We start from the raw sequence: 22,710 nt of genomic DNA, 5'->3' as shown, positions 1-22,710 counted from the left end.
CTTGTCAACGGAAACGAGGCTTCCGGCTCCGCCAACGACCGCATCAGCCACGTGTCGAGTCAATCCGCGCCGGCCTGTATGACGAATATACTGCAGTTGCACACCATCTGCATCAACATGCCACCTGCAATACTGTCGCCAAGACGTTGGCATTTTTTGCTTTACCATCCAGGATAGGTAAACCATGGTGGCATCGTCTTGGGGCAATGCGGACAGGATGAGACGAAAAAATGAAAACGGATAGTTGCAAGGGAGCAACGCTCGCTGTTGCTGCGATTTCAATCATTCTCGCTGGCGCTGCGCCGCCCGCAAAGGCGGCGTCGACGGGCAAAGTGCATTGCCTCGGCGTCAATAGCTGTAAGGGCAAGGCCGACTGTCACTCGCCCAAAAACGCCTGCAAAGGCATGAACTCTTGCAAGGGCCAGGGCTGGGTTTTTAAGGAGACGGCCGCGGCCTGCGAACAGGCAGGCGGTAAGGCTCTCGACTGACCCTCGCCTCATAGGTCAGCGCGCGACTTCGGGTCGGCGCGAGTCTTCCACGAAATTGCCGCGCACGCCGAGCGCGCTCGCCTCTTGACCTGGGGCGGACGTTCGGCGTGCTGCCGCGTCATTGCTTTGCAACGCGGTCACTGATTGAGCGACAGCTTGATCGCGACGGGCGCAGTCCAAAACATTAGCTCAGCCCCGACGCGGAAGCCTCGCGTTTTGCGCTCCGCAATGCCAATCCCCTCGGCGCTTTTATTTTCTTCCAAACTCCAGCGTCGGCCAGGTGGAGCGCGCGGTCAGCGCCGAGAGCAAAGTTTGGCGCGCGGCGGGCATCTTTGCTAGCGGCAAACGGCCGCTAATTAGATCTTGTCTTTTGGGGGCATCGATGTTGAGAGGCAGACATGTCGATGACGGTCGGCGAATCCACTTTTCCCGAGCGCGCCAGGCAGGGCGGCTTGATCGATGATGTTGGCGGCGTCGCCACCGTCATCCTCGCTATTTTCGGACTCATCGGCCTCAACGCGCCGATCATGGCCGTGATCGCGACAATTGTGTTCGGCATCGCGCTCTTGATCCAGGGCAACGGCATGATGTCTGAACTTGCCAGATTTTCTGTTCTGCGCGCAGGCAAGTCTTCGATCAACGGTTTTGCCGCCGGCAGCCGTTCGGCGGTTATTTTGCTTGGAGCCGGCGGCATCGCTCTGGGCGTGCTGTCGCTGCTGGACTTCAACTCGGCAGTGCTGACGCCGATTGCATCAATCCTGTTCGGGAGTGCGCTGGTCTTGAGCAGCGTCTCTGTGTGGCATCTTAATGTCGTCAGACGCGCGTCAAAGGGCGAGGAGTCGTCGAGAGACATTCTCGCAAATCAAATGGCTTTTGATTGCGCCAGCATTCAGATCTTTGGCGGCTTCGCCGCAGTCATGCTCGGCGTTCTTGCCGCGTCCGGAACGAGGAATGACCTGACGTTTAACCTCGTCGCGCTGCTCATTCTCGGCTCCGCGCTCGTGCTGAAGGGAGGCAGCCTGAACGCCATCCTTCTCAGCTTTATGCGCTCCACTGCGCGACGGCCGCCGACTCCGCGCGTGTGAAACGCAAGGACCTTGCATGGGCTGCGACCTGGCTTGCGGCATTTAAGCTCGAGCGGCGTAACGCGCTGTAGATCTTGACGGGGTGAATCCAACGCTATGTGGAATCACGCGCTCTTGCTCGTGTGAAGATATCGCAAGTCTGGAGACACTGTCATGTCCATTACCTCTCGAGAGTCGACATTTCGCGAAACTGCGGCGTATGGGGGTCTGATCGACGCAATCGGCGGTCTGGCCACCGTCGTTATCGCCATCGTTGGATTGTCGGGCGTGAAAGCGCCGATGATGGCGTCAATCGCCACGATCGTCTTTGGCGCCGCCTTGTTGATCCAAGGCGGAGCGATGCTGTCGGAATACGCCCAGATTATCTTTCCGGTAGGCTCGAGAGCCATGAACGTCGAGGGGTTCGGCGGCAGCAGCCTGTCCGTCGTCTTTCTTGTCGGCGCGGCCGGCATCGTTCTTGGCGTGCTTTCGCTGCTCGGCATTGAGCCTGCAACGCTAACGCCGATCGCCGCGATCGCGTTCGGGTCCGCCCTGCTTCTGAGTAGCAATGCCGTGTGGCAACTGCATGTGCTCAGCCAAGAGTCGCTAAGGAGCAGAGGTCAAGTTGGCGCTGGCGCCAGTGAAATTCTTGCGAGCGAGATGGCCTTTGGCTCAGCAGGCATTCAGGCGCTTTCTGGTTTGGCCGTGATCGTGCTCGGGATTCTCGCGATAGCGGGCGTGGCGAATGATCTGACCCTCAACCTTGTCGCGTTGCTTGCCCTTGGCGCGACGATTGTGTTCACGGGCGGCAGCCTGAGCGCCACCCTGCTGAATTTTATGCGCACGCCTTAAAAAGTCGCGCGAGCGCCGCCTGACGGAGCGAGGATCGCAAACTCGCATCGTCTTCTCCGGGGCCGCCGCAGTCTGAACCGGCGGCCTCGGCGTGTTGTTGTTGTTCCAGTTTTCTTGCACCTGTTCCGGCTGGGAACGGTGTTGCATTTTTCCATGTCGATGACTTCGGCCTCGTAGGCGGACCGACTGCGCCTTGTATTCCGATGATCGGATCCCCAAATATTAAAGGCGATTCCTGCGGCATCGCGGCGTTATCTCGAAATATTGTCAGCCGATCGTCTCCGCCGTGCTAATACTCCGTAGACACTGAATTGGCAGAGAGACGCTTGGCGCCGAGTCGTCCCCACGGGCGATAACAATACACCTGCCGCTCCAGCGCCCGCAGTCCGAACCTCGAAGGATAGACTCAATGGCCAAAGCTGAACTTGGCGTGAAGCGCCGATGCCTGACTTGTGCAACGCCCTTTTACGATCTCAATCGCTCGCCGATCGTCTGCCCAAAGTGCGCCGCGGCCTTTCAAGTCGTGGAGGTCTTGCGTTCGGCGGCAAGGCGACCGGCTTACCATTCGGCGACTTTCGCCAGGTCTGCGCCAGTCGCGCCGGTCATCGAACCGATCGTTGATGATGTTCTCTTGTCAACGGCTGATGAGGAGGAAGACGCAACGGCCGATGAGGAAGAAGACAGAATCGAAGCGGTGCTGGAAGAAGTAGAAGTGGAGGTCGTCGAAACCGCTACCGAATAGCTGCTGACGTTCTGACGCCGCTTAATCGAGGCTTGGATCGATCCCTGCCAAGGACAAAGCGAAGACGACGATGCACAGGGCGAGCGCAACTGTGACGCCGACAAGCGGCGCGGCAATGCTTGGGAGATTTTTGAAGAAGCGCATGAACCCGTTCGCCTGAGAAAGATCGCGATCTAAATGGCGAGCCGTTAAGAGTAGGTTTATTGACCGCTGTCAAGTAAAAAAGCGATGCTCGGCGACCCTCCCTCGATAATTCGCCGTATAAACCTCGCCCCATCAACCGTTTATTTGCGCCGTGTTCGACGCCAGGCGTTGAAGATCCAGGCCCCGACGAGCAGCACTAAAAGATAGACGATCGCCGCCAGAGCCAATTCCGGGAGCTGATCGGCCACGGCAGGCCAAAAAAGGAAGGCGAGGAGAGTGACGACTCCTGCGACAAGGGCAGCCAAGACCGCGTCGTAATGCATCGTCCGCGAAGCCTCCGAGCTGAACGCCAGTCCGATGAACTCGGTTCTGGCCCGACGTAGAGCGGAGCAAATCCCCTTGAAGGAAACGTCGCGGCTGAAACCATGCTTGGCGCGCCAAAACATAGCGGCAATGGCGCTGAAGAGCGAGCGCAATCCTCTTTTGAACATCGTGGCGTTCGGTCGCCGTGGTTAGACCCAGAGCCTATGCGCCGCGCTCATCAAAGTTCAGCTCGTGCCTTATCCGATCTTTTGCCGGCGCATGTCGAAGGCGCGAGGCAATGTTCGGCGTCGAGCCTTGGCGACCAATTTTGGAAATTCTTGGCTGGGGGACCTGGATTCGAACCAAGATTAACGGAGTCAGAGTCCGCTGTTCTACCGTTGAACTATCCCCCATAAGGCGCCGCGCCAACACAACGCGACGACCTGGTCGATGGCGCTTTACTTCGTCGCCGCCGACTTCAGTTTGGAGAGCGGCCGGATTTTGACGCGCACGCTTGCGGGCTTGGCGGCGGCTTTGACCATCTCGCCCGTCGCAGGATTGCGAACCAAAGTCCCCGCCTTGCGCGCCGGCACCTTGCGAAGGGTCGCTTTCAGAAGGCCCGGCAGGGTGAATTCGCCCACGCCGCGCGGGTGAACTGACCCGAGAAAAACACTCTCCAACGTGGCGTAGACGCCCACCGCGGTCTTGCGAGGAATGTCATTTTCCTCGGCTATCCGGTTGATGAGAGCCGATTTTGTAAATGTCTCTTTGATAGGCCGAATGGCGGCAGGCTCAGCCTTGCTCACCTTCCTGCTCGCGGCCTTCACCGGTTTTCCTCTAGCCATAAGATGTCCTTTACTAGATAAGCGCCTGCATTATTGCTCACCCGCACACATGCGATTGCTAACGATTTCATTGGTGATTCGCAAATTTCTGCGCAGCAATTGCTTGCGGCGGAAGATGTCGGGCTTCAACAACAATACTGAAGCCGTCGCCAAGAAGGAGATTGTGGCGACGATCTTCGACAAAGGCCCAGGCCTCGTCGAAGGAAACATCGCTCATTGGCGCTCGGGGGCCAAACAGACGCAGCGCTGACGGCCACGCCCTTGATCGTCCAAAGCTCTAAGGTGAGCGCGCATGGGGTGCACTGTTGAACGCCCGGCGAGCGAGAACCCTCAGTGCGCGACTCGCCCCGATCGACGATCCCGGGGCTGAAAATCAGCTTCCCGTCCGAAATGCTTGAGCGATTGGCTGGGGGACCTGGATTCGAACCAAGATTAACGGAGTCAGAGTCCGCTGTTCTACCGTTGAACTATCCCCCAACGGCGCCGCGCAGCGCGCGCGCGAACGGCTGGTGACTTAGAGAGCGCGGCCGACAGTGTCAACCTTCCGGCCGCCAACGCCGCCGGGTTGCGCCCTTATGCTCGCAGTAAACGCCCTTGCGGGCGGCGCGCCGATCCTGCATGTAAGAAATTTACGCCGGCCTCGTGGCGTTACGATGATCGCCGCTCCGCTTCTGTCGATGCGGCGCAGAGGCGGGACGGAGCGGCTCCGCGGAAGGGATCGAGTGAGGGAAACCGGTCTACCGTCTACGGCGTCGGCCTCGGCGCAGGCCGCGCCCGAGCTTCACATAAACCCCGGCGTCGCTTCCGGCGCGCTCGACTCGCGCCATATCTATGCCGCGCTCGACCTCGGCACCAACAACTGCCGGCTGCTGATCGCCCGGCCCGAGCACAGGCCGCGGCGGCGCAACAATGATTTTTTGCGCATCATCGACGCCTTCTCGCGCATCGTGCGGCTGGGGGAAGGCCTCGGCAAGGCTGGCCGGATCAGCGAGGAAGCGATCGAGCGCACCATCGCGGCGCTCGAAATCTGCCGCGAAAAGATGGATGCGCGCGGCGTCACCCGCGCCCGCCTAGTCGCGACCCAGGCGTGCCGCAGCGCGGCGAACGGCGACGAATTCGTCGAGCGCGTCCGCGAACGCACCGGGCTGCAGCTCGAGGTCATTGACCGCGAAACCGAGGCGCGCTTCGCCGCCCGCGGCTGCGGGTCGCTCGCCGATCCGGCTGCGGAAAGCGTGCTGCTGTTCGACATCGGCGGCGGGTCCACCGAGCTCGTGTGGCTGACGCGCGAGCGGCGCAGCGAAAATGGCGCTTACGCTTTTCGCGCGTGGACGTCGCTCGAACTCGGCGTCGTGACCCTCGCAGAGCATTTCGGCGGCCGCTGCGTTTCGGCCGAGACGTTCGCGGCCATGACGCAGCAGGTGCGCGAGACTCTCGCCCCCTTCGCGGGGCGCATGGCCTCGGAGCGCCGCTGTCCGCGCTTCCATCTTTTGGGCACTTCGGGAACCGTCACCACCCTGGCCGGCGTCCATCTTGGGCTCGAGCGCTACGACCGCTGGCGCGTCGACGGCTTGTGGATGAGCGACGATGACGCAACGCGGGCGATCCTGCGGCTGCGAGACATGGATTTCGATGAACGCGTCGCCAACGGCTGCATCGGACCGCAACGCGCCGATCTCGTTCTTGCCGGCTGCGCGATTTTCGAGGCGATTCGCGCGCTTTTTCCGGCGCAGCGGACGCGCATCGCCGACCGGGGGTTGCGGGAAGGCATGCTGCTGGAGCTGATGGAGGCCGACGGCGCGTTGACGCGGCGCGTCTAGCAGCTCGACGGCGAGCGCGCGGACGGGCAGAAGTATCCGCGCCAAAATGCGAACGCTTGGGGAGAGCGGATGACAGATGCAATCGATGGAGCGCGCCAGCATGGGCCGCGCCGCGAGACGGGGCGATGAGCGGCCGCGGATTGTATCGGCCCTGCGTCGGCGTCTTGTTGCTCAATGCGCAAGGCCTCGCCTTTATCGGGCGCCGGCGCGCTAAGGGCGCCCACGACCAGACCCGCCCGCCCTATCTCTGGCAGATGCCCCAGGGGGGCATCGACGAGGGCGAGACGCCCTATGAGGCGGCGCTGCGCGAGCTTTACGAAGAGACCAATGTGTCGAGCGTCGCCCTTCTCGGCGAGGCTCCTGACTGGCTTTGCTATGATCTGCCCAGAAACAACAACAACCGCTGGAGCGGCAAATATGTCGGCCAAACCCAGCGCTGGTTCGCGTTGCGCTTCACCGGCGACGAAAGCGAAATCGATATTCACGCGCCGGGCCACGGCGCGCACAAACCTGAATTTGACGCCTGGCGCTGGGAGGCGCTTTCGGCGCTGCCGGATCTCATCGTGCCGTTCAAGCGGCTCGTCTATGAGCAGGTGGTGAAGGAGTTCACGCCCCTCACCGCGGCGCGGGCCTAGAACTAGGCCGACCGCAGGAGCCGCGCGGCGAAAAATCCGTCGATGCCGGCAAGGCGCGGATCTTCGTTCGGCCAGTAGTGCGGCAAGGTGCGCAGATCGCCGTCTCGGTTGATGAACGCCTCCGGGACGCCCTCGCTCGGATCGATCGGCATTCGGCGGAAATCCGGATTGCGGCGCAAAAACGCGGCGATCTGCTGTTCGCCTTCCTCAGGCTCCAGCGAGCAGGTGCAATAGACGATGCGCCCCCCGGCCCGCGTCAGGAGCGCCGCGCGATTGAGCAGCTTTGTTTGCAAACTCGCGAGCGTTTCGATGTCGCCCGGCTTCTTGGTCCAGGGCACGTCAGGATGGCGGCGGATCGTTCCCGTCGCCGAACAGGGCGCATCGATCAAAATCGCGTCGAAAGGCTGCGCCTGATAGGCGGCGGCGTCGCCGACCGCAACTTCCGCGTGTAACTGCAGCCGGGCGAGATTGGCGGCGAGCAGCTTCAGGCGCTCCGCCGAACGGTCCAAAGCGACCACCTGCGCGCGGGCAAGCGCCATTTGCGCCGTCTTGCCGCCAGGCGCGGCGCACATGTCGAGCACGCGCTCATCCGGCTTCGGCGCGAGCAGGCGCGCCGGCAGCGCGGCGGCGGCGTCCTGCACCCACCACTCGCCATCCTCATAGCCCGGCAGCTCGCTGATCGGCGCGTGGCTGCGCAGCCGCACCGAGCCCGTCGGCAACACGACCCCGTCCAGCCGCTCCGCCCAGCCCTCAGGGTCGTCCTTGACTGATACGTCGAGCGGCGGCTCGAGCATGTGCATCGCCGCGATGGCGCGCCCAGCGTCTTCCCCATAATGTTTGCGCCAACGCTGCGCCAGCCATGGCGGCGCGTCGTACTCGCCGCTTGCGGCGACGTCTAAGAATTCCTGCCGCCGGCGCGCGAGATTGCGCAACACGCCGTTGACGAGCCCGCTAAAGCCGGCGGTTTTCGGTTCAAGGCGCGCCGCGCGCACCGCGAGATCGACGGCAGCGTGATCGGCCGCGTCGAGAAACAGAATTTGCGCGGCGGCGGCGATCAGCGAGAACTCAAGCCGCGCGGCCTGACGCGGCAGCCCCTTTTCGAGGAGTTCGGCGAGAGCGTGGCGGATCAGGCCGAGCCGACGCACCGCAACCGTGACGATCGAGCGCGTGAGCGACACGTCGCGGGCGTCGAGCCCGGAGAGGCGCGAAGGAACCGCGTTCGGGGCGAAACACTCATCGAGACGATGTCCGCCTTGCACGATGTCGCCGATGATGTTGGCTGCGGCGAGGCGCGCCGGCAACCCGGGAATCTTCGCCGCTTCGGCCTCCCGCACCGCTTCGGCGGGCACGAACCCTTGCCGGGACCCTTGACGCGCCGATTTGGTCCGGGCGGAAATTGATCTACTGTCGCTGTTCGCCAAACGGCTTCTCCCTCCGCGACCGAACCGAATCATAGCATAATTGGCGCGGCGGCGGGCGATGAATGCACACAGGAACGGACCGTGTCGAAGACAGGAGACGCAGCAAGTTCGACAGAGCGGCCCACGCAGCCGCCGCCGGCCGCGCAGCGCGCATTGGCCGAAGCCGCGGCGCGTCGCCGCGAAGCGGCCCAAGCTCCGGCCCCGCCGCAAGAACTTGGCGGCCGCGGCGGACCTGACCCGGCGCGCTACGGCGACTGGGAAGTCAAAGGAATTGCTAGCGATTTTTGATCAGCTGCGCGCGAGCGCGTTTCTGGAGAGCGTCCCGATATGAAAAAACGAATGGCGTTCGGCGGTCTGTTTCTCTGTTTGACGTTCTCCGCCGCCCGTCTCGAATTGGCGCAAGCTCAGAGCCTCGATCTCTCGTCGAGCAAGGTCGTCGACCTCACTCACGCCTTCAACGCCGAAACCGTCTATTGGCCGACCTCGCCGTCGGGTTTCGAGCTCAAAGTGCTGCACAAGGGACCGACCAAGGCAGGCTTCTTCTATTTCGCCAACGCCTTTTGTTCGCCCGAGCATGGCGGCACCCATCTCGACGCGCCGATGCACTTCGCCGAAGGCCGCTGGACAAACGCCGAGATCCCGGTCGAGCGCTTCGTCGGCCCTGCGATCGTCATTGATGTCGCCGCCAAGGCCGCGGCGAACCCGGACTATCTGCTGACGATCGAAGACATCGCCGCCTGGGAAGCGGCGCATGGCCGCATACCCGACAAAGCGATCGTGCTGCTGCGCACCGGATGGAGCGCGCGCTGGCCCGACAAGAAGGCCTATCTTGGCGACGACACGCCGGGCGACGCCGCACATCTCCATTTCCCGTCTTTCGGGCCTGAAGCGGCGGCCTGGCTCGCGAAAGAGCGCCGCCCCAATCTCATCGGCGTCGACACGGCGAGCGTCGACAACGGGCCGTCACAGGATTTTTTGGTGCACAGGATCATTGGCGCCGCAAATATCGGCGGGCTTGAGAACCTCACCGCCCTCGACCAGCTGCCGCCAACGGGCGCGATTCTCGTCGCCTTGCCGATGAAGATCGAAAAAGGCTCGGGCGGCCCCGCCCGCATCATCGCGCTCGTCCCGCGGTAAACGCGGTTACCCGACGCCCTTCGCGCGCAGGAAGGCCAGCGCCTTTTGCCACGCGTCCCTGGCGACGTCTGGCCGATAGCTGTCGCGATAGTCGGCAAAGAACGCATGCGGCGCGTCGGGGTAGACGATGATCTCGGCGGGCGCCTGCGCCTGCTTCAGGCGCTCGCGCATGGTCTCGATGAGTTCGGCGGGAATGCTCGGATCAGCGCCGCCGTAAAGCCCCAGCGTCGGCGTTTTCAGCTCCCCCGCGATGTCTATCGGCCAGCGTGGCTGCGCCGGCGTATGCGGCCCATCAAGCCGCCCGTACCAGGGAATGCAGGCGAGGAGCCGGGGATGATGCGCCGCATAGAGCCAGGCGATGCGCCCGCCCCAGCAAAACCCGGTGATCGCCGCGCGTTTGGCGTCGCCGCCTTTCGTCGCGGCGTAAGCGAGCGCCTGATCGAATATCTCCATTGTCTCGGCGTCGGGAACCTTGGCGACGATGGCGCGAATCGCCTCTATGTCTGGCGCTTCTTGCGGGTCCCCGTAGCGAATGAGGAAGTCGGGCGCAATGGCGAGAAACCCGAGCTTCGCGAACCGCCGCACAATGTCGCGGATATGTTCGTGCAGGCCAAAGATTTCCTGCGCCACGAGGATAATCGGGAAATCGCCGCCGGTCCGGGGGCGGGCGATATAGGCCGGCGCGCCGCCTGGCAGCGTCGTCATGCCCGCCTCAAGTCCCGTGACGTCCGTGGCGATGGCGCTTGGCGCGGGCGCGCCCGCCGCTGGGGCGAACCGGGCTGGGGTGTTCGAAGGCAAGGTCACGAGGCCTCCTACAGAGCTGACGTCAGGGATTAGCTATGAAAAGGACGGGCCGTGTCCAGCCGGCCGACCACGACGCCGTCGCGTCTACGTCAAAGTTCCGACCGCCGCGAACGCTATAAAGTCTGGCGCGCCAATATCGCGCCGCAACCGCGACTTCTCTTTGTGCGCGAAACCGCGTATATCGCCGCACCGTATCGGCGGACCCACGCCGAAGGAGAGGAAGCCTTGGTCGCCCTCGTTCTCGTCCCGGGCGAGCGCCCGCTTCCGAGCGTGTCGATAAAAGGCGCGGCGGGTCCCATCGAAGGAAACTTCCCATGACGCAGCGATCCGACGCCGGTCCCGCCTCCGGCGGCGATGGGACGCAAGCTCATGCGCATCTAGGGGACGAGCGTACGAAGGGCGGGGTCGTCGGCCTCATCATCGGCTCGATCGGCGTCGTCTATGGCGACATTGGCACCAGCCCGCTGTATGCGCTGCGCGAGTCGCTCGCCCATCAGGTGGAGCATGACGCGCTGACGGAGGAATCCGTCATTGGCGCCATCTCGCTGCTCATATTTGCGCTGATTTTCACGGTGACGATCAAATACATCATCTTCGTCATGCGCGCGGACAACCGCGGCGAAGGCGGCATACTTTCGCTGATGGCCCTGGCGCAGACCGCAATGGGCCGGCGCACGAGAGTCGCCTTTCTGCTCGGCGTCGCGGGCGCGGCGCTCTTCGCTGGCGAGGCGATCATTACGCCGGCCATCTCGGTGATGTCCGCCATTGAAGGCCTGGAGCTCGTCACTCACCGCTTCAGCGAATTCGTCCTGCCCATCACCATTTTCATTCTGGTCACGCTATTCTGGGTGCAAAGTCACGGAACGGCGCGGGTGGCGGCTTTTTTTGGGCCGATCATGATCGTCTTTTTTCTGACGATCGGCGTGTTGGGCGCGATGCATATTCCCGAAGCGCCGCAGGTATTGCGCAGTTTCGACCCGCGGCAAGGCATCGCCTTTCTGGTGGCCCACGGCTGGCTCGGCTTCGCCGTCCTCGGCTCGGTTTTCCTCGCGGTCACCGGCGTCGAAGCGCTTTACGCCGACATGGGCCATTTCGGCCGTGGGCCGATCCGCACGGCCTGGCTCGGATTCGTGTTGCCGGCGCTGCTGCTCAATTACCTCGGCCAGGGCGCGCTCGTGCTGTCGCGCCCAGAAGCCGTCGGCAATCCGTTCTTTCTGCTGGCGCCGGACTGGGCGCTTTTGCCGCTTGTCGTCCTTTCGACGCTGGCCACGACAATCGCCGCGCAAGCGGTGATTACCGGAGCCTTCTCGCTGACGCGGCAAGCCATTCAGCTCGGACTCATTCCGCGCCTCGAAGTCACGCATACGTCGGCGTCGCAGGAAGGCCAAATCTATATTGGCCGCATCAACCGGCTGCTGCTCATCGGCGTGCTGCTGCTCGTCATCGCCTTTAAGAGCTCATCGGCGCTTGCGTCCGCCTATGGCATCGCGGTCACTGGCACCATGGTGCTTTCGACGTCGCTGCTGTTCATCGTCGCTTGGCGCAAATGGGGCTGGCCGCTGTTCGTGTCGATCCTCTTCGCGGCCTCTTTCCTGGTCGTCGAACTCGCCTTTCTGGCCGCCAATCTGATGAAGGTCAAAGACGGCGGCTGGGTTCCGCTCGCGCTCGGCGGCTGCGTCATGATCATCATGTGGACCTGGACGCGCGGCACGCGGCTTCTCGCCGAGAAAACCCATCGCGACTCCATTCCGATGATGGAACTCATCGCGATGCTGCAGAAGTCGAAGCCGACGCGCGTGCCCGGCACGGCGATCTTTCTGACGAGCGATCCGGCCGTCGCCCCGACCGCGCTGATGCACAATCTCAAGCACAATAAGGTCCTGCACGAGCGCGTGCTGGTGATCTGCGTGAAGACCGAAGACCGGCCGCGCGTCGCGCCAGGCAAGCGCTTTGAAATCGACAAGCTCAGCGACGACTTCTACCGCGCGACGCTGCACTATGGCTTTATGGAAAGTCCTCGCGTTCCGGCCGCACTCGCCGCCATGCGCAAGGCCGGGTTCAAATACGACATCATGACCACGAGCTTCTTCCTCGGGCGGCGTTCGATCAAGGAAAGTCCCTCCTCCGAAATGCCGGTGTGGCAGGACAAGCTCTATGTCGCGCTTACCCGCCAGGCCGCCAATGCGACGGACTTCTTCTCAATCCCCTCCGACCGCGTCGTGGAATTGGGCGCGCAAGTGACGATTTAGCGCGCGCGAAAACAGTGGACGGGACGGCGCCCAGGCACTAAGCAACGGCGGCCCGCGCGGCTCGCGTAAGAGCCGAAAAGGGCCTGGCGGAGCCCGGTCGAGAGGGCTTTTTTGAAGATTTCGCCGCCTTACGAAGGACGTCTGTCGCTTATGCCCACCCGCATCGATGATCGCTTCGCCGCCCTCAAGAAGGAAGGGCGCGCCGCCCTCGTGACCTTTGTGATGGCCGGCGACCCGGATCTCGCGACGTCGCTCGACATTTTGCGTGGCCTGCCCGGCGCCGGCGCGGACGTCATCGAGGTCGGCATGCCTTTCACCGATCCGATGGCGGATGGGCCAGCGATCCAAGCGGCGGGCCTGCGGGCGCTCAAGGCGGGGACCACGCTCAAGAAGACCTTGAAGCTCGTCGCGGACTTTCGCGCCGGAGACAACGCCACCCCCATCGTGCTGATGGGCTATTACAACCCGATCTATGTCTACGGCGTCGACGCTTTCCTGCGCGACGCTCGGGACGCCGGCGTCGATGGCCTGATCGTCGTGGACCTGCCGCCGGAGGAAGATGCGGAACTCTGCACCCCCGCGCGCGACGCCGGGCTGAACTTCATCCGCCTCGCAACGCCGACGACCGATGACAAGCGGCTTCCCAAGGTGCTCGAAAATACAAGCGGCTTCGTCTACTATGTGTCGCTGACCGGCATCACCGGCGCGGCGCTTGCCGACTACGCCGGCGTCAGTCAGGCGGTTGCGCGCATCAAGCGGCACACGGCGCTGCCGATCGCCGTCGGATTTGGCGTCAAAAATGCGGAGAACGCCGCCGAGCTTGCCCGTAACGCCGATGGCGTCGTCGTCGGCACGGCGCTGGTCCAAGCGCTTAAGGCCTCGCTCGACGCCGAGGGCCGCGCCGGACCTTCGAGCGTTGGCGCTGTGACGGGGCTCGTCGCGTCCATCGCCGAAGGCGTGCGCGACGCCAGGCCTAAGGGCGGCGTGTTGAGTTGGCTGACGAGGCTCGTGTCATGAATTGGTATTCGAACGTCGTCCCGCCGAAGATCAAGGCGCTGATCAAACGCGAAGCGCCGGAAAATCTCTGGGTGAAATGTCCCGAGAGCGGCCAACTCGTCTTCCACAAGGACATCGAGGCCAATCTCTATGTCGTGCCCGGCTCGGGCTACCACATGCGCTGCCCGGTCGAGACGCGGCTCGCCAGTCTTTTTGACGACGCCGAATGCGAACTGCTTCCGACGCCAGAAGCGCCTTTGGATCCTCTCAAGTTTCGCGACATCAAGCGTTACGTCGACAAGCTGAAGGAATATCGAGTCAAAACCGGCATGGCGGACGCCGTGACGATTGCCTACGGAAATCTCGAAGGCTCGCCGGTCACCGTCGCCATTCAGGATTTCGAATTCCTGGGCGGCTCGCTTGGCATGGCGGCCGGCGAGGCGATCATCGCCGGCTGCGAATATGCGCTCGCCAAGCGCACGCCTTTTGTGATCTTCACGGCGTCGGGCGGCGCGCGCATGCAGGAGGGCATGTTCTCGCTCATGCAGATGCCGCGCACGACCATTGCCGTGCAGCGCCTGCGCGAGGCGCGCCTGCCCTATATCGTCGTGCTGACCAATCCGACGACGGGCGGCGTCACCGCGTCCTACGCGATGCTCGGCGACGTCCAGATCGCCGAGCCCGGCGCGATCATCGGCTTCGCTGGCGCCCGCGTCATTGAGCAGACGATCCGCGAGAAGCTTCCCGAAGGCTTCCAGCGCGCCGAATATTTACGCGATCACGGCATGGTCGATATGGTGGTGCCGCGTCAGGAGCTGCGCGAGACGCTGGCGCGCCTGTGCGGTCTCCTGACCAAGTCGCCGCCGCGCCGCGCCGCCGCCTGATATCGCGAGGCGCAGCCGCAATGGATCAGCATGACGCGATCCTGTCGCGACTGCTCACCCTTCATCCAAAGAAGATAGATCTGTCGCTGGGGCGCACGGAGCGGCTGCTGGCCGCGCTCGGACGACCGGAGCTCAGACTGCCGCCCGTCATTCACGTCGCCGGAACCAACGGCAAAGGCTCGACGCTCGCCTTTCTGCGCGCGATGCTCGAAGCCGCCGGCAAGCGCGTGCATGTCTATACGTCCCCTCACCTCCTGCGCTTCAATGAACGGATTCGTCTCGGCGCCGACGGCGGCGGAACGCTTGTCGACGACGAGCGTCTGAACGCGGCGCTCGAACGCTGCGAACAGGCGAATGCGGGGCAGCCGATCACCTTCTTCGAGATCACGACGGCGGCGGCCTTTTTGCTCTTCGCCGAAGCGCCGGCCGACTGGCTGCTGCTGGAGACGGGCCTCGGCGGGCGCTATGACGCGACCAATGTCATCTCGCAGCCCAAATGCGCCATCATCACCTCGATCTCCCTCGACCATCTCGAGTTCCTTGGCGATACGGTCGAAAAGATCGCTCATGAGAAGGCCGGGATATTGAAGAAGGGCGCGCCGGCCGTGATCGGCTTCCAGTCGGAGCCCGTGGCGCGGGCGCTGGAGCGAGAAGCGCGACGCGTCGGCGCGCAGCCGATCATCGCCGGGCGGGACTTCCACATCTGCAACGAAAACGGGCGCCTCGTTTATGAGGACGAGCGCGGTTTGCTCGATCTGCCGCTGCCGCGGCTCGCCGGACGCCACCAGCATGAAAACGCCGCCGGCGCGATCGCCGCCCTGCGCGCTGTCGCCCCTGAGATTCCGTCCGCGGCGATCGAGGCGGGGCTGACGCGCGCCGAATGGCCGGCGCGGCTGCAACGGCTCATACGCGGGCGCATCGTCGATCTCGCCCCGCCCGGCGCCGAGGTGTGGCTCGACGGCGGCCATAATGAGGACGGCGGCCGCGTTCTGGCCGAGGCGATGGCGGAGTTCCACGACAAGGCGCCGCGCCCGCTGGCGCTGATCTGCGGCGCGCAGACGACCAAGGACATTCGCGCGCTGCTCAAGCATTTCGTCGGACTGGCGCGCGAGGTCGTCGCGGTGCCGGTCGAGGGCGAGCATAAGAGCTGGCCGCCTGAAGAGGTGGCGAGCCTCGCCAGGGCTGAGGGAATGCCCGGCGCCGCAGCGGGCGGCGTCGAGGAAGCGCTCGCGATCCTTTCGACACGCAGCTTCGACGCGCCGCCGCGCGTGCTCATTGCCGGTTCGCTTTATCTCGCCGCCTCGGTGCTGGCGGCCAACGGCTCGGTGGTGGAATGAGCCGCGCCGCGTTTCGCCCGCGCTGCGACATCGCCGAGAGAGCTGGGTCTCACGCTTTTGTAAGCGCCTCCACAAGCTTGCGGGCCGCCGGACCGGAGGAAGCCGGGTTCTGGCCCGTGATCAACTGGCCGTCCCGGACGACATACGGGGCCCAGTCCGCCGCCTTCGAGAAGCGCCCGCCCTTCGCCTGAAGCTCGTCCTCGACAAGGAACGGAACGACGTGGGTGAGACCAACCGCCTCCTCCTCGCCATTGGTGAACCCGGTCACCGTTTTGCCCGCGACCAGCGGCCGGCCATCGGGACCTTCGACATGGCGCAGCACGCCCGGCGCGTGGCACACGAGCGCGATGGGTTTGCCGGCGCTGATGAAGGATTCGATCAGCCTGATCGAATCCCGGTCCTCGGCGAGGTCCCACATCGGCCCATGGCCGCCCGGATAGAAGACCGAGTCGAAATCGTCCTGACGGACGCTGTCGAGCCGCTCCGTGTCGGCGAGGAGCGCCTTGGCCGCCTCGTCCGCTTGGAACCGGCGGGTGAGATCGGTCTGAAATTCGGGTTCATTGCTCTTTGGGTCCAACGGCGGCTGGCCGCCCTTGGGCGAGGCAAGCGTGATCTCGGCTCCGGCGTCGAGAAAGACGTAATAGGGCGCAGCGAGCTCTTCCAGCCAGAAGCCTGTCTTTCGGCCTGTGTCGCCGAGCCTGTCGTGCGAGGTGAGGACGATGAGGATTTTCACGGATTTTCTCCTGTTTCGGGGAGCATGCTCGCATGCTTGGGGTTGCGAAAAAATGACGCAATGGTCCGGCGGCGCCCAGCGCGAGCAGGAGGGTAGGCGCGCGAGCCCACTTGGATTCGGGAAAAATTTGCTCCACAAGCGCGCAGACGCGCGTTGCGCAACGACTGGAGCCAAGAACTCATGACCCTGATGTTGGCGAGCGTTCTTTCCCGCGAAGAGGCGGAGATCGCCCTCTCGCGCGGCGCCGACATCATTGACTGCAAGGCGCCCTCACGCGGCGCGCTGGGCGCCCTACCCCTGGACACCGTCGCTGAGATCGTCGCGTTCGTCGACGGCCGCCGCCCGGTCAGCGCCGTCGTCGAGCTGCCGCACGACGTCGCGCATGCGCTGCGCGACTTTGAAGAGGTCGTCGCGGCAGGCGTCGATTATGTAAAATTCGCCCTGCCGGCGACGCCCGACGCCGTCGAGATCATCGAGGCGCTGGCGCCGCTGACCACAAAAACTCGGCTCGTCGCCGTGCTCTTCGCCGATCTCGGCCCCGAGTTCGACAATCTCGAGCCGCTGGCCGGCGCCGGCTTTCATGGCGCGATGCTGGACACCGCGCATAAAGGCAAAGGCCGACTGCTCGACTTTATGAGCGTCGGCGCGTTGTCCGAATTCGTGGCGCGCTGCCACGAACTCGGGCTCGCCTCCGGACTCGCCGGCGCATTGGAGTCGCCGGACGTGCCGCGCCTGCTCGTCACCGGAGCGGACGTGCTTGGCTTTCGCGGCGCGCTCTGCGCGCATGGCGAGCGGCGCGCCGCCATCGACGCCCACGCCACGACGCTGATCCGCGATTTGATCCCTTCGACACGAGGCGCGCACGCCGATTTTCACGCCCACTGGTCGTTCCTCGGCCGCGGCTATATCGAGCCCGCCGGCGCGAACGACACTGATTGCGTGTTTCTCAAGGATTATGTCGCGCCCGTCGAGATCGGCGCCTACGCCCACGAACACGGCCATACGCAGCGTGTGCGTTTCAACGTCGAGGCTGAAGTCACCCGCATCAACGGCTCCGACGACATGCGCTCGATCTTCTCCTACGACGTGATCATGGACGCGATCAAAATGATCCTCGCCGGCGGCCATATCGAGCTGGTCGAAACGATCGCCGAGCGCCTCGCCGAAAGCGTGCTGCTGCATGAACGCGTGCGCACCGTCACCGTCCAGGTCGAAAAGCTCGATGTCGCGCCGGGCGCCGTCGGCGTGAAAATCCGCCGCGCGCGCGCCCATGAGGAGGCGCGTCGCCTGCAGCCGGCGCCGATGCGCATCGATGCCGTCAAGTAGCGCGCCCCTCGTCGTCAAATTGGGCGGCAGCCTGCATGCGTCGCCGACGCTCGCCGATTGGCTTGCGGCGCTGAAGCGCTACCCGCGGCCGCTGACGATCGTTCCCGGCGGCGGACCCTTCGCCGACGCCGTGCGCGCCGCGCAGCCGGCGATGCGCTACGACGAAGCGACCGCGCACGCCATGGCGGTTCTGGCGATGGAGCAATATGCGCTGGCGCTCGCGAACCGTGACGATTCGCTGGAGCTCGCGGCCTCTCGTGACGCAATCGCCGCGGCGCACGCTCGAGGACAAATCGCACTTTGGCGGCCGAGCGCCATGGTCGCCGCGGCGGACGACATCGCGCCCTCCTGGGACGTCACCTCCGACAGTCTCGCGGCCTGGCTTGCCAAAAAAACGGGCGCTTGCGCGCTGGCGCTGATCAAGAGCGTCGATGTCGGCGATGGCGCCGCACTCACCGAGATTGTGCGCAAGGGCGTTGTCGATCCGGCGCTTCCGGACTATCTCGATGGGACGCCGCTCTTCCTCGCCGGCCCTTCGTCTCTCCCGCGCGTCGCCGCGCTTCTAGCCGACGGCGTCCCGCCGGGCGCAGCCATCGCAAATTTTCCAACGCGGAAGTTCGCCTGATGACAAAAAAGAAAGTAGTCACGCCGCGCTGGGGTTGGGCGCTCACCGGATCGGGGCATTTCTTCACCGAATGTCTCGAGATGATCCGCTCGCTCGATCACGTCGATCTTTTCGTCAGCAAGGCGGCGGCGGAAGTCGTGCGCATGTACAAGCACGATCTCAATCTGCCGGAGACGGTTCGCATCTTTAAGGACACCACCGCGAGCGCCGCGCCGGTCGGGAATTTCTACTACAATTTTTATCACACGCTGGTTCTCGCGCCGGCGACCTCGAACACCGTCGCGAAATGCGTCGCCGGCATTTCCGACAACCTTGCGACCAATGTCTTCGCGCAGGCCGGCAAATGCCGCGTGCCGACGATCGTCTTCGCTTGCGACACCGCGCCCGAACTCGAGACGCGCGCGCCCAAGGGCATGGTGATGGTCTATCCGCGCCGCATCGATTTGCAGAACACCGACGCGCTCAAATCCTTCGAAGCGACGCAAGTCGTCGAAAGCCTCGCGGCGCTGCAGGAGGCGGTGGAGCGCCGCCGTCGTGAAGTCGAGCCGCAACCCTAACGAAAGCTCCGCATGAGCGAGCGCCTGCTGTTCCTCACCGGCCATCTTGCGCTGCCACGGTTGGAGCGCATGGTGGCGAGCTTCGGCGAAGCGGCGCAGGACTGGCGTATCCACGACATTGGCGTGAAGGTCGCGGCGCTCATGACCCAGGAGATCATTCAGCGTCGCCTGCCGCGACCTGTGCAGGCTGACCGCGTCATATTGCCGGGACGCTGTCGCGCCGACCTCGCTGTGCTGACCGAGGATTTCGGCATCGCCTTTGAACGCGGGCCGGAGGAGATCGCCGATCTTCCCGCCTATCTCGGGCGCGGCGGCGCGGCGCCGGATCTCTCGCGCTACGACATGCAGATTTTCGCCGAGATCGTCGACGCATCGAAGATGAGCGTCGCTGATATTTCGTTCAAGGCGCGCGAACTCGCCGGCGGCGGCGCCGACGTCATCGATCTCGGCTGTTTGCCGGACACGCCGTTCAATCATCTCGAGGACACGATCGCGGCGCTCAAGGCCCACGGCCTGAAGGTGAGCGTCGACTCGGCCAATGTCGCCGAGCTGGAACGCGCGGCGAAGGCCGGCGTCGACCACCTCTTGAGTTTGGACGAAGCAACGCTGTCGATCCTTCCCGACAATTCGCCCATTATTCCGATTCTGACGCCGCGGCCGCATGGCGATCTCGACTCGCTGCAGCGCGCCGCGCGCCGCGCCCGCGCGCGCGGAATCAGCGCCATTCTCGATCCGATTCTCGATCCGATTCACTTCGGCCTTGCCGCCTCGATCGCCCGCTACGTCGAACTGCGCGCGCGCGAGCCTGAGGCCGAGATCATGATGGGAACGGGCAATCTCACCGAGCTGACCGACGCCGACTCCGCCGGCGTGACCGCAGCGATGCTCGGCATATGTTCCGAACTCGATATCCGGCATCTGCTCACGGTGCAGGTGTCTCCACATACGCGGCGGACGCTGCAGGAACACGACGCCGCGAGGCGGTTGATGTTTGCGGCGCGCGCCGACCGCGCGCTGCCAAAAGGCTATAGCGACGCCCTGCTGCAGATCCACGACCGCAAACCTTATGCTGCAACGCCGGAAGAGATAGCCGCGCTTGCGCGCGAACTGCGCGATGCTAATTTCCGCATAGATACAACGCAGGACGGCGTGCACATCTACGCCAAGGGGCTCCACCATGTCGCAGCCGACGCGATGGCGCTCTTCCCGCATCTTGCCGTCGAACATGACGGCGCCCACGCTTTTTACCTTGGCGCGGAATTGATGAAGGCCGAGATCGCCTACAAGCTCGGCAAGCGCTATCGTCAGGACGAGCCGCTCGACTTCGGGGTCGCGACGGATAGTAACGAAGAGGATGCGACCCGCTTCAAGGAGATGGGTCACACCATGCGCAAAGCGGGCCAGGGACCTGCGAAAGATGCCTCTGATACATGAATGCGTCGTCACGACGCTGTCGCCTGAGGGTCGACCGCATATCGCGCCGCTCGGATTGATCGAGGAGCACGGCTTCTGGATCGCCGCGCCGTTTCGTCCCTCCTCGACCCTGTTCAATCTCACGCACAATCCAAAAGCGACGGCGAGCTTCACCGACGACGCCAGAATTTTTGCCGGACTCGTCGTCGGTCGACGCAATTGGCCGCTCACCGACATCGAGGGCTGGCCGGCGCCGCGCCTTTCCGCCGCGCTGGCGCACGCCGAACTCATCGTCGCGCGCGTCGAGGAGCACGAATCGCGGCCGCGTTTCTTCTGCAGGGTCAGGCGGATTGAGTCGCATCGCGCCTTTCTTGGCATGAACCGGGCGCGCGCCGCCGTGCTGGAGGCGGCGATTCTCGCGACGCGGCTCGACATGCTGCCACGCGAAAAGATTGAGAGCGAACTCGCCTATCTGCAGATCGCCATCGACAAAACCTCCGGCGACGCCGAGCGCGAAGCCTGGAACATGGTGATGGAGAAAATTGACGCATATAATGAGCGAGCGGAAAAGCGCGCGTCGCGTTAGCGAACCTTGGTTCTTTCGCGATTCGCAGGCATGCCGCATGAAAGAAGCGTGCGATGAACCGAAACGTCTGCGCGATGGCGGCGATCATTGTTCTTTCGACGTCGCAGGCCATTTGCGGCGACGCGTCGACGAAGCCATCGGCGTCGACGCCAAGTTGGCTCGACAGCCTGTCGATCGACGGATTTTTGTCGGGAGGCGTGGCCCTCAACTTCGCGCGTCCTTACAATAAGATAAACTTCGGTCATCTCGAAACGGATCGCGCCAATTGGCCGCAATTCAATCAAGCGATACTGAATGTGGCGCGCCCGCTCGACCAGAAGGCGACCGGCCTGGACTTTGGGCTTGGCTTCATCGGCATGCTCGGCACAGACGCTCGTTACACGCAGTTCCTGGGCCAGACCGAATACCTCATTCACGATCGCACGCAGCTTTCGATCGTCGAGGCGAATCTCCAGGCCCACCTGCCAATTCTGACCAAGGGCGGCGTCGACGTCACTATCGGACAATTCATGAGCTATAATGGCTTCGAAAAGCTGACGTCGAAGGACAATGTTTTTTATACGCGCTCCTATAGCTCGAATTTCGGACCCTTCGTCGACACCGGCGTCATGTCGATCGTCCATGCAACGGACTGGCTCGATCTCTACGCCGGCATTGTCTCCGGCGTAGACACCTCAATCGGCTGGCCCGGCGACAATAATAATTCGCCCTCAATTCATGCCGGCTTTGGTCTCAACCTGCTCGACGGCGACCTTTCGATCCTCGCGATTACGCATTCGGGACCAGAAAATCCGAATGTGAAAGACCCTTTGTTGGTGGGTTGGCCGGATGGCGTCATCGGCGGCGTTCCTGCAGGTTGCGCCTGCAATCCCAACAACGCCTGGCGTCTGTTCAATAATTTGACGGCGACATGGAATGTTACGGAAAATCTGAGCTTCACATCGGACATCAGCTATTTTCGAGAGAGCGGCTGGTACCCGGTATCGGCTTTCGGATCCTCTTTCGACGCGCTTAACGCCCTTCCTAACGGCTTCGGTTTCAATACTTCTCTCTTCCCGCAACATCCTCGCGGAGCCAACGCATATGGGATCGCCCAATATGCGACGTACAAGATCGACGACTCGATCAAACTCGGCGCGCGCGTCGAATTTTGGCGCGACGCCAAAAATTTCTTCGCCGCCGCCTATCCGGGCTACTTCGACAGCGTCAACTCCCAGCACGGTTTCCCTACTCCATCAATGATCGAGCAGCCGCAGGGACATGGGACAAGTTATTTGGCGATCACTGCCGGCGTCACTTTTTCGCAAAAGCTGACGGGGCTTCCATATTTTTCAGGCTTGATCCTGAGACCCGAATTGCGATGGGAGGCTGCGGTGAATGATGCGGCGCCCTTCTTCGGGCCGAACGGCCCAAAGCGCACGCAGGGCCTTTTCTCGATGGATGTGATCGCGCCATTCACAATCCAGTGATCGCTTTGCGCTACCGGACTTCCAGCAGCGCGAGCGCCGAGGCCGGCGCGCAATTCGCCGCCCTCTCGGCCACATCCCGCGGCGCCGCGATCAGATCGGCGAAGTCGATGAATGTTCGGCCTTGCGAATGCGCCAGACGCGCAGCAAGTTTGCGGCCGACGCCGGCGCCGATGATCGGCGCGTCACACGCAACCGCCTCACGCGATTCGAGCAACGCAATCTGATCTTCGATGGCGCGCAATTGCGCGCGCGCAAGATACTGCGCGAAGGCGCGCCATTGCGC

Annotated in this window: 25 protein-coding genes, 2 tRNA genes and 1 pseudogene; 19 read left to right on the top strand and 9 right to left on the bottom strand. The window is 63.5% G+C overall.

Going from position 1 to position 22,710, the window contains the following annotated elements; all coding sequences use genetic code 11:
• Positions 1-230 precede the first annotated feature (230 nt).
• The 4 genes from bufA2 (at position 231) to NEI07_RS11375 (ending at position 3,146) form a co-directional block, all read left to right on the top strand.
• A complete protein-coding gene (gene bufA2, locus NEI07_RS19835) occupies positions 231-488 on the top strand; it encodes a BufA2 family periplasmic bufferin-type metallophore (protein WP_256034666.1) in 258 nt (85 codons plus the stop codon).
• Positions 489-1,015: 527 nt separating this feature from the next.
• Positions 1,016-1,573: a hypothetical protein gene (locus NEI07_RS11385; RefSeq protein ID WP_407659891.1), complete on the top strand. Its 558-nt coding sequence runs from the start codon at positions 1,016-1,018 to the stop codon at positions 1,571-1,573.
• 339 nt (positions 1,574-1,912) lie between these two features.
• The gene (locus NEI07_RS11380) at positions 1,913-2,404 is read left to right on the top strand and encodes a hypothetical protein (RefSeq protein WP_328516979.1); all 492 of its coding nucleotides are present in this window, start codon (positions 1,913-1,915) and stop codon (positions 2,402-2,404) included.
• Positions 2,405-2,813: 409 nt separating this feature from the next.
• Entirely contained in the window at positions 2,814-3,146 is a 333-nt protein-coding gene (locus NEI07_RS11375; protein WP_256034661.1) for a TIGR02300 family protein, read from the top strand.
• 21 nt (positions 3,147-3,167) lie between these two features.
• Here the strand turns inward: NEI07_RS11375 and NEI07_RS11370 are convergent, their stop codons facing one another.
• The 4 genes from NEI07_RS11370 to NEI07_RS11355 all read right to left on the bottom strand — a co-directional run bounded on the left by NEI07_RS11370 (position 3,168) and on the right by NEI07_RS11355 (position 4,438).
• On the bottom strand, positions 3,168-3,290 hold the full coding sequence (locus NEI07_RS11370) for a hypothetical protein (RefSeq protein ID WP_256034659.1): 123 nt from the start codon (positions 3,288-3,290) through the stop codon (positions 3,168-3,170).
• 140 nt (positions 3,291-3,430) lie between these two features.
• Positions 3,431-3,781 carry a hypothetical protein gene (locus NEI07_RS11365; RefSeq protein WP_256034657.1) on the bottom strand — a complete coding sequence of 117 codons (351 nt, stop codon included), beginning with the start codon at positions 3,779-3,781 and terminating at the stop codon, positions 3,431-3,433.
• 151 nt (positions 3,782-3,932) lie between these two features.
• Positions 3,933-4,006: transfer RNA gene (locus NEI07_RS11360), tRNA-Gln, on the bottom strand.
• Positions 4,007-4,051: 45 nt separating this feature from the next.
• The gene (locus NEI07_RS11355; protein ID WP_123176692.1) at positions 4,052-4,438 is read right to left on the bottom strand and encodes an HU family DNA-binding protein; all 387 of its coding nucleotides are present in this window, start codon (positions 4,436-4,438) and stop codon (positions 4,052-4,054) included.
• Positions 4,439-4,511: 73 nt separating this feature from the next.
• Between NEI07_RS11355 and NEI07_RS11350 the strand changes: the two genes are divergently transcribed.
• Positions 4,512-4,688 carry a hypothetical protein gene (locus NEI07_RS11350; RefSeq protein ID WP_256034654.1) on the top strand — a complete coding sequence of 59 codons (177 nt, stop codon included), beginning with the start codon at positions 4,512-4,514 and terminating at the stop codon, positions 4,686-4,688.
• A 153-nt stretch (positions 4,689-4,841) separates the two neighbouring features.
• Here the strand turns inward: NEI07_RS11350 and NEI07_RS11345 are convergent.
• Positions 4,842-4,915 (bottom strand) — tRNA-Gln (locus NEI07_RS11345).
• A gap of 245 nt (positions 4,916-5,160) precedes the next feature.
• On the opposite strand from NEI07_RS11345, the gene NEI07_RS11340 reads away from it, so the two are divergent.
• Both NEI07_RS11340 and NEI07_RS11335 read left to right on the top strand, forming a co-directional pair.
• The gene (locus NEI07_RS11340) at positions 5,161-6,255 is read left to right on the top strand and encodes a Ppx/GppA phosphatase family protein (RefSeq protein ID WP_256034653.1); all 1,095 of its coding nucleotides are present in this window, start codon (positions 5,161-5,163) and stop codon (positions 6,253-6,255) included.
• Positions 6,256-6,380: 125 nt separating this feature from the next.
• The gene (locus NEI07_RS11335) at positions 6,381-6,890 is read left to right on the top strand and encodes an RNA pyrophosphohydrolase (RefSeq protein ID WP_256034652.1); all 510 of its coding nucleotides are present in this window, start codon (positions 6,381-6,383) and stop codon (positions 6,888-6,890) included.
• Between the two features lie 2 nt (positions 6,891-6,892).
• On the opposite strand, the gene NEI07_RS11330 is transcribed toward NEI07_RS11335, so the two are convergent.
• Positions 6,893-8,239 (bottom strand): RsmB/NOP family class I SAM-dependent RNA methyltransferase, encoded by a 1,347-nt coding sequence (locus NEI07_RS11330; protein WP_256034651.1) that lies wholly within the window; start codon positions 8,237-8,239, stop codon positions 6,893-6,895.
• Positions 8,240-8,392: 153 nt separating this feature from the next.
• Here NEI07_RS11330 and NEI07_RS11325 point away from each other — a divergent pair, with 153 nt between their 5' ends.
• Complete coding sequence (locus NEI07_RS11325) at positions 8,393-8,599, top strand: DUF1674 domain-containing protein (RefSeq protein ID WP_256034650.1); 207 nt, start codon at positions 8,393-8,395, stop codon at positions 8,597-8,599.
• 39 nt (positions 8,600-8,638) lie between these two features.
• The gene (locus tag NEI07_RS11320; protein WP_256034649.1) at positions 8,639-9,448 is read left to right on the top strand and encodes a cyclase family protein; all 810 of its coding nucleotides are present in this window, start codon (positions 8,639-8,641) and stop codon (positions 9,446-9,448) included.
• A 6-nt stretch (positions 9,449-9,454) separates the two neighbouring features.
• On the opposite strand, the gene NEI07_RS11315 is transcribed toward NEI07_RS11320, so the two are convergent.
• Positions 9,455-10,252, bottom strand: coding sequence for a dienelactone hydrolase family protein (locus NEI07_RS11315; RefSeq protein WP_256034648.1), 798 nt, complete (start codon positions 10,250-10,252; stop codon positions 9,455-9,457).
• Between the two features lie 314 nt (positions 10,253-10,566).
• On the opposite strand from NEI07_RS11315, the gene NEI07_RS11310 reads away from it, so the two are divergent.
• The 4 genes from NEI07_RS11310 (at position 10,567) to NEI07_RS11295 (ending at position 15,718) form a co-directional block, all read left to right on the top strand.
• Positions 10,567-12,501, top strand: coding sequence for a potassium transporter Kup (locus NEI07_RS11310; RefSeq protein ID WP_256034647.1), 1,935 nt, complete (start codon positions 10,567-10,569; stop codon positions 12,499-12,501).
• A 150-nt stretch (positions 12,502-12,651) separates the two neighbouring features.
• The gene (trpA, locus tag NEI07_RS11305; protein WP_256034711.1) at positions 12,652-13,518 is read left to right on the top strand and encodes a tryptophan synthase subunit alpha; all 867 of its coding nucleotides are present in this window, start codon (positions 12,652-12,654) and stop codon (positions 13,516-13,518) included.
• A complete protein-coding gene (accD, locus tag NEI07_RS11300) occupies positions 13,515-14,381 on the top strand; it encodes an acetyl-CoA carboxylase, carboxyltransferase subunit beta (RefSeq protein ID WP_256034645.1) in 867 nt (288 codons plus the stop codon). The genes trpA and accD overlap by 4 nt, the downstream gene beginning before the upstream one ends.
• Before the next feature lie 20 nt (positions 14,382-14,401).
• Positions 14,402-15,718, top strand: a complete 1,317-nt coding sequence (locus tag NEI07_RS11295; protein WP_256034643.1) for a bifunctional folylpolyglutamate synthase/dihydrofolate synthase — start codon at positions 14,402-14,404, stop codon at positions 15,716-15,718.
• A gap of 49 nt (positions 15,719-15,767) precedes the next feature.
• Here NEI07_RS11295 and NEI07_RS11290 read toward each other — a convergent pair whose 3' ends face one another.
• Positions 15,768-16,451 carry a type 1 glutamine amidotransferase domain-containing protein gene (locus NEI07_RS11290; RefSeq protein WP_256034641.1) on the bottom strand — a complete coding sequence of 228 codons (684 nt, stop codon included), beginning with the start codon at positions 16,449-16,451 and terminating at the stop codon, positions 15,768-15,770.
• 180 nt (positions 16,452-16,631) lie between these two features.
• On the opposite strand from NEI07_RS11290, the gene NEI07_RS11285 reads away from it, so the two are divergent.
• From NEI07_RS11285 to NEI07_RS11260, 6 genes are read left to right on the top strand one after another with little or no spacing between them, the layout of a single operon-like run.
• Entirely contained in the window at positions 16,632-17,777 is a 1,146-nt protein-coding gene (locus tag NEI07_RS11285) for a (5-formylfuran-3-yl)methyl phosphate synthase (RefSeq protein WP_256034638.1), read from the top strand.
• Entirely contained in the window at positions 17,764-18,402 is a 639-nt protein-coding gene (locus NEI07_RS11280; protein ID WP_256034637.1) for an amino acid kinase family protein, read from the top strand. Before NEI07_RS11285 ends, NEI07_RS11280 begins: the two co-directional genes overlap by 14 nt.
• Positions 18,402-18,959, top strand: a complete 558-nt coding sequence (locus tag NEI07_RS11275) for a flavoprotein (RefSeq protein WP_256034635.1) — start codon at positions 18,402-18,404, stop codon at positions 18,957-18,959. The genes NEI07_RS11280 and NEI07_RS11275 overlap by 1 nt, the downstream gene beginning before the upstream one ends.
• A gap of 12 nt (positions 18,960-18,971) precedes the next feature.
• Positions 18,972-20,393, top strand: coding sequence for a DUF6513 domain-containing protein (locus NEI07_RS11270; RefSeq protein WP_256034633.1), 1,422 nt, complete (start codon positions 18,972-18,974; stop codon positions 20,391-20,393).
• A complete protein-coding gene (locus tag NEI07_RS11265; RefSeq protein WP_256034630.1) occupies positions 20,377-20,958 on the top strand; it encodes a DUF447 domain-containing protein in 582 nt (193 codons plus the stop codon). The genes NEI07_RS11270 and NEI07_RS11265 overlap by 17 nt, the downstream gene beginning before the upstream one ends.
• Positions 20,959-21,011: 53 nt before the next feature.
• A complete protein-coding gene (locus tag NEI07_RS11260) occupies positions 21,012-22,427 on the top strand; it encodes an outer membrane beta-barrel protein (RefSeq protein WP_256034628.1) in 1,416 nt (471 codons plus the stop codon).
• Positions 22,428-22,437: 10 nt separating this feature from the next.
• Here the strand turns inward: NEI07_RS11260 and NEI07_RS11255 are convergent.
• Positions 22,438-22,710 (bottom strand): annotated as a pseudogene (locus NEI07_RS11255) (hydantoinase/oxoprolinase family protein); the annotation flags it as partial.

Origin of the sequence: Methylocystis suflitae (genome assembly GCF_024448135.1) — a bacterium.
GTDB classification, from domain to species: domain Bacteria; phylum Pseudomonadota; class Alphaproteobacteria; order Rhizobiales; family Beijerinckiaceae; genus Methylocystis; species Methylocystis suflitae.
The sequence above is the reverse complement of the archived record's forward strand: the minus strand, read 5'-3'. Positions and strand labels throughout refer to the sequence as shown.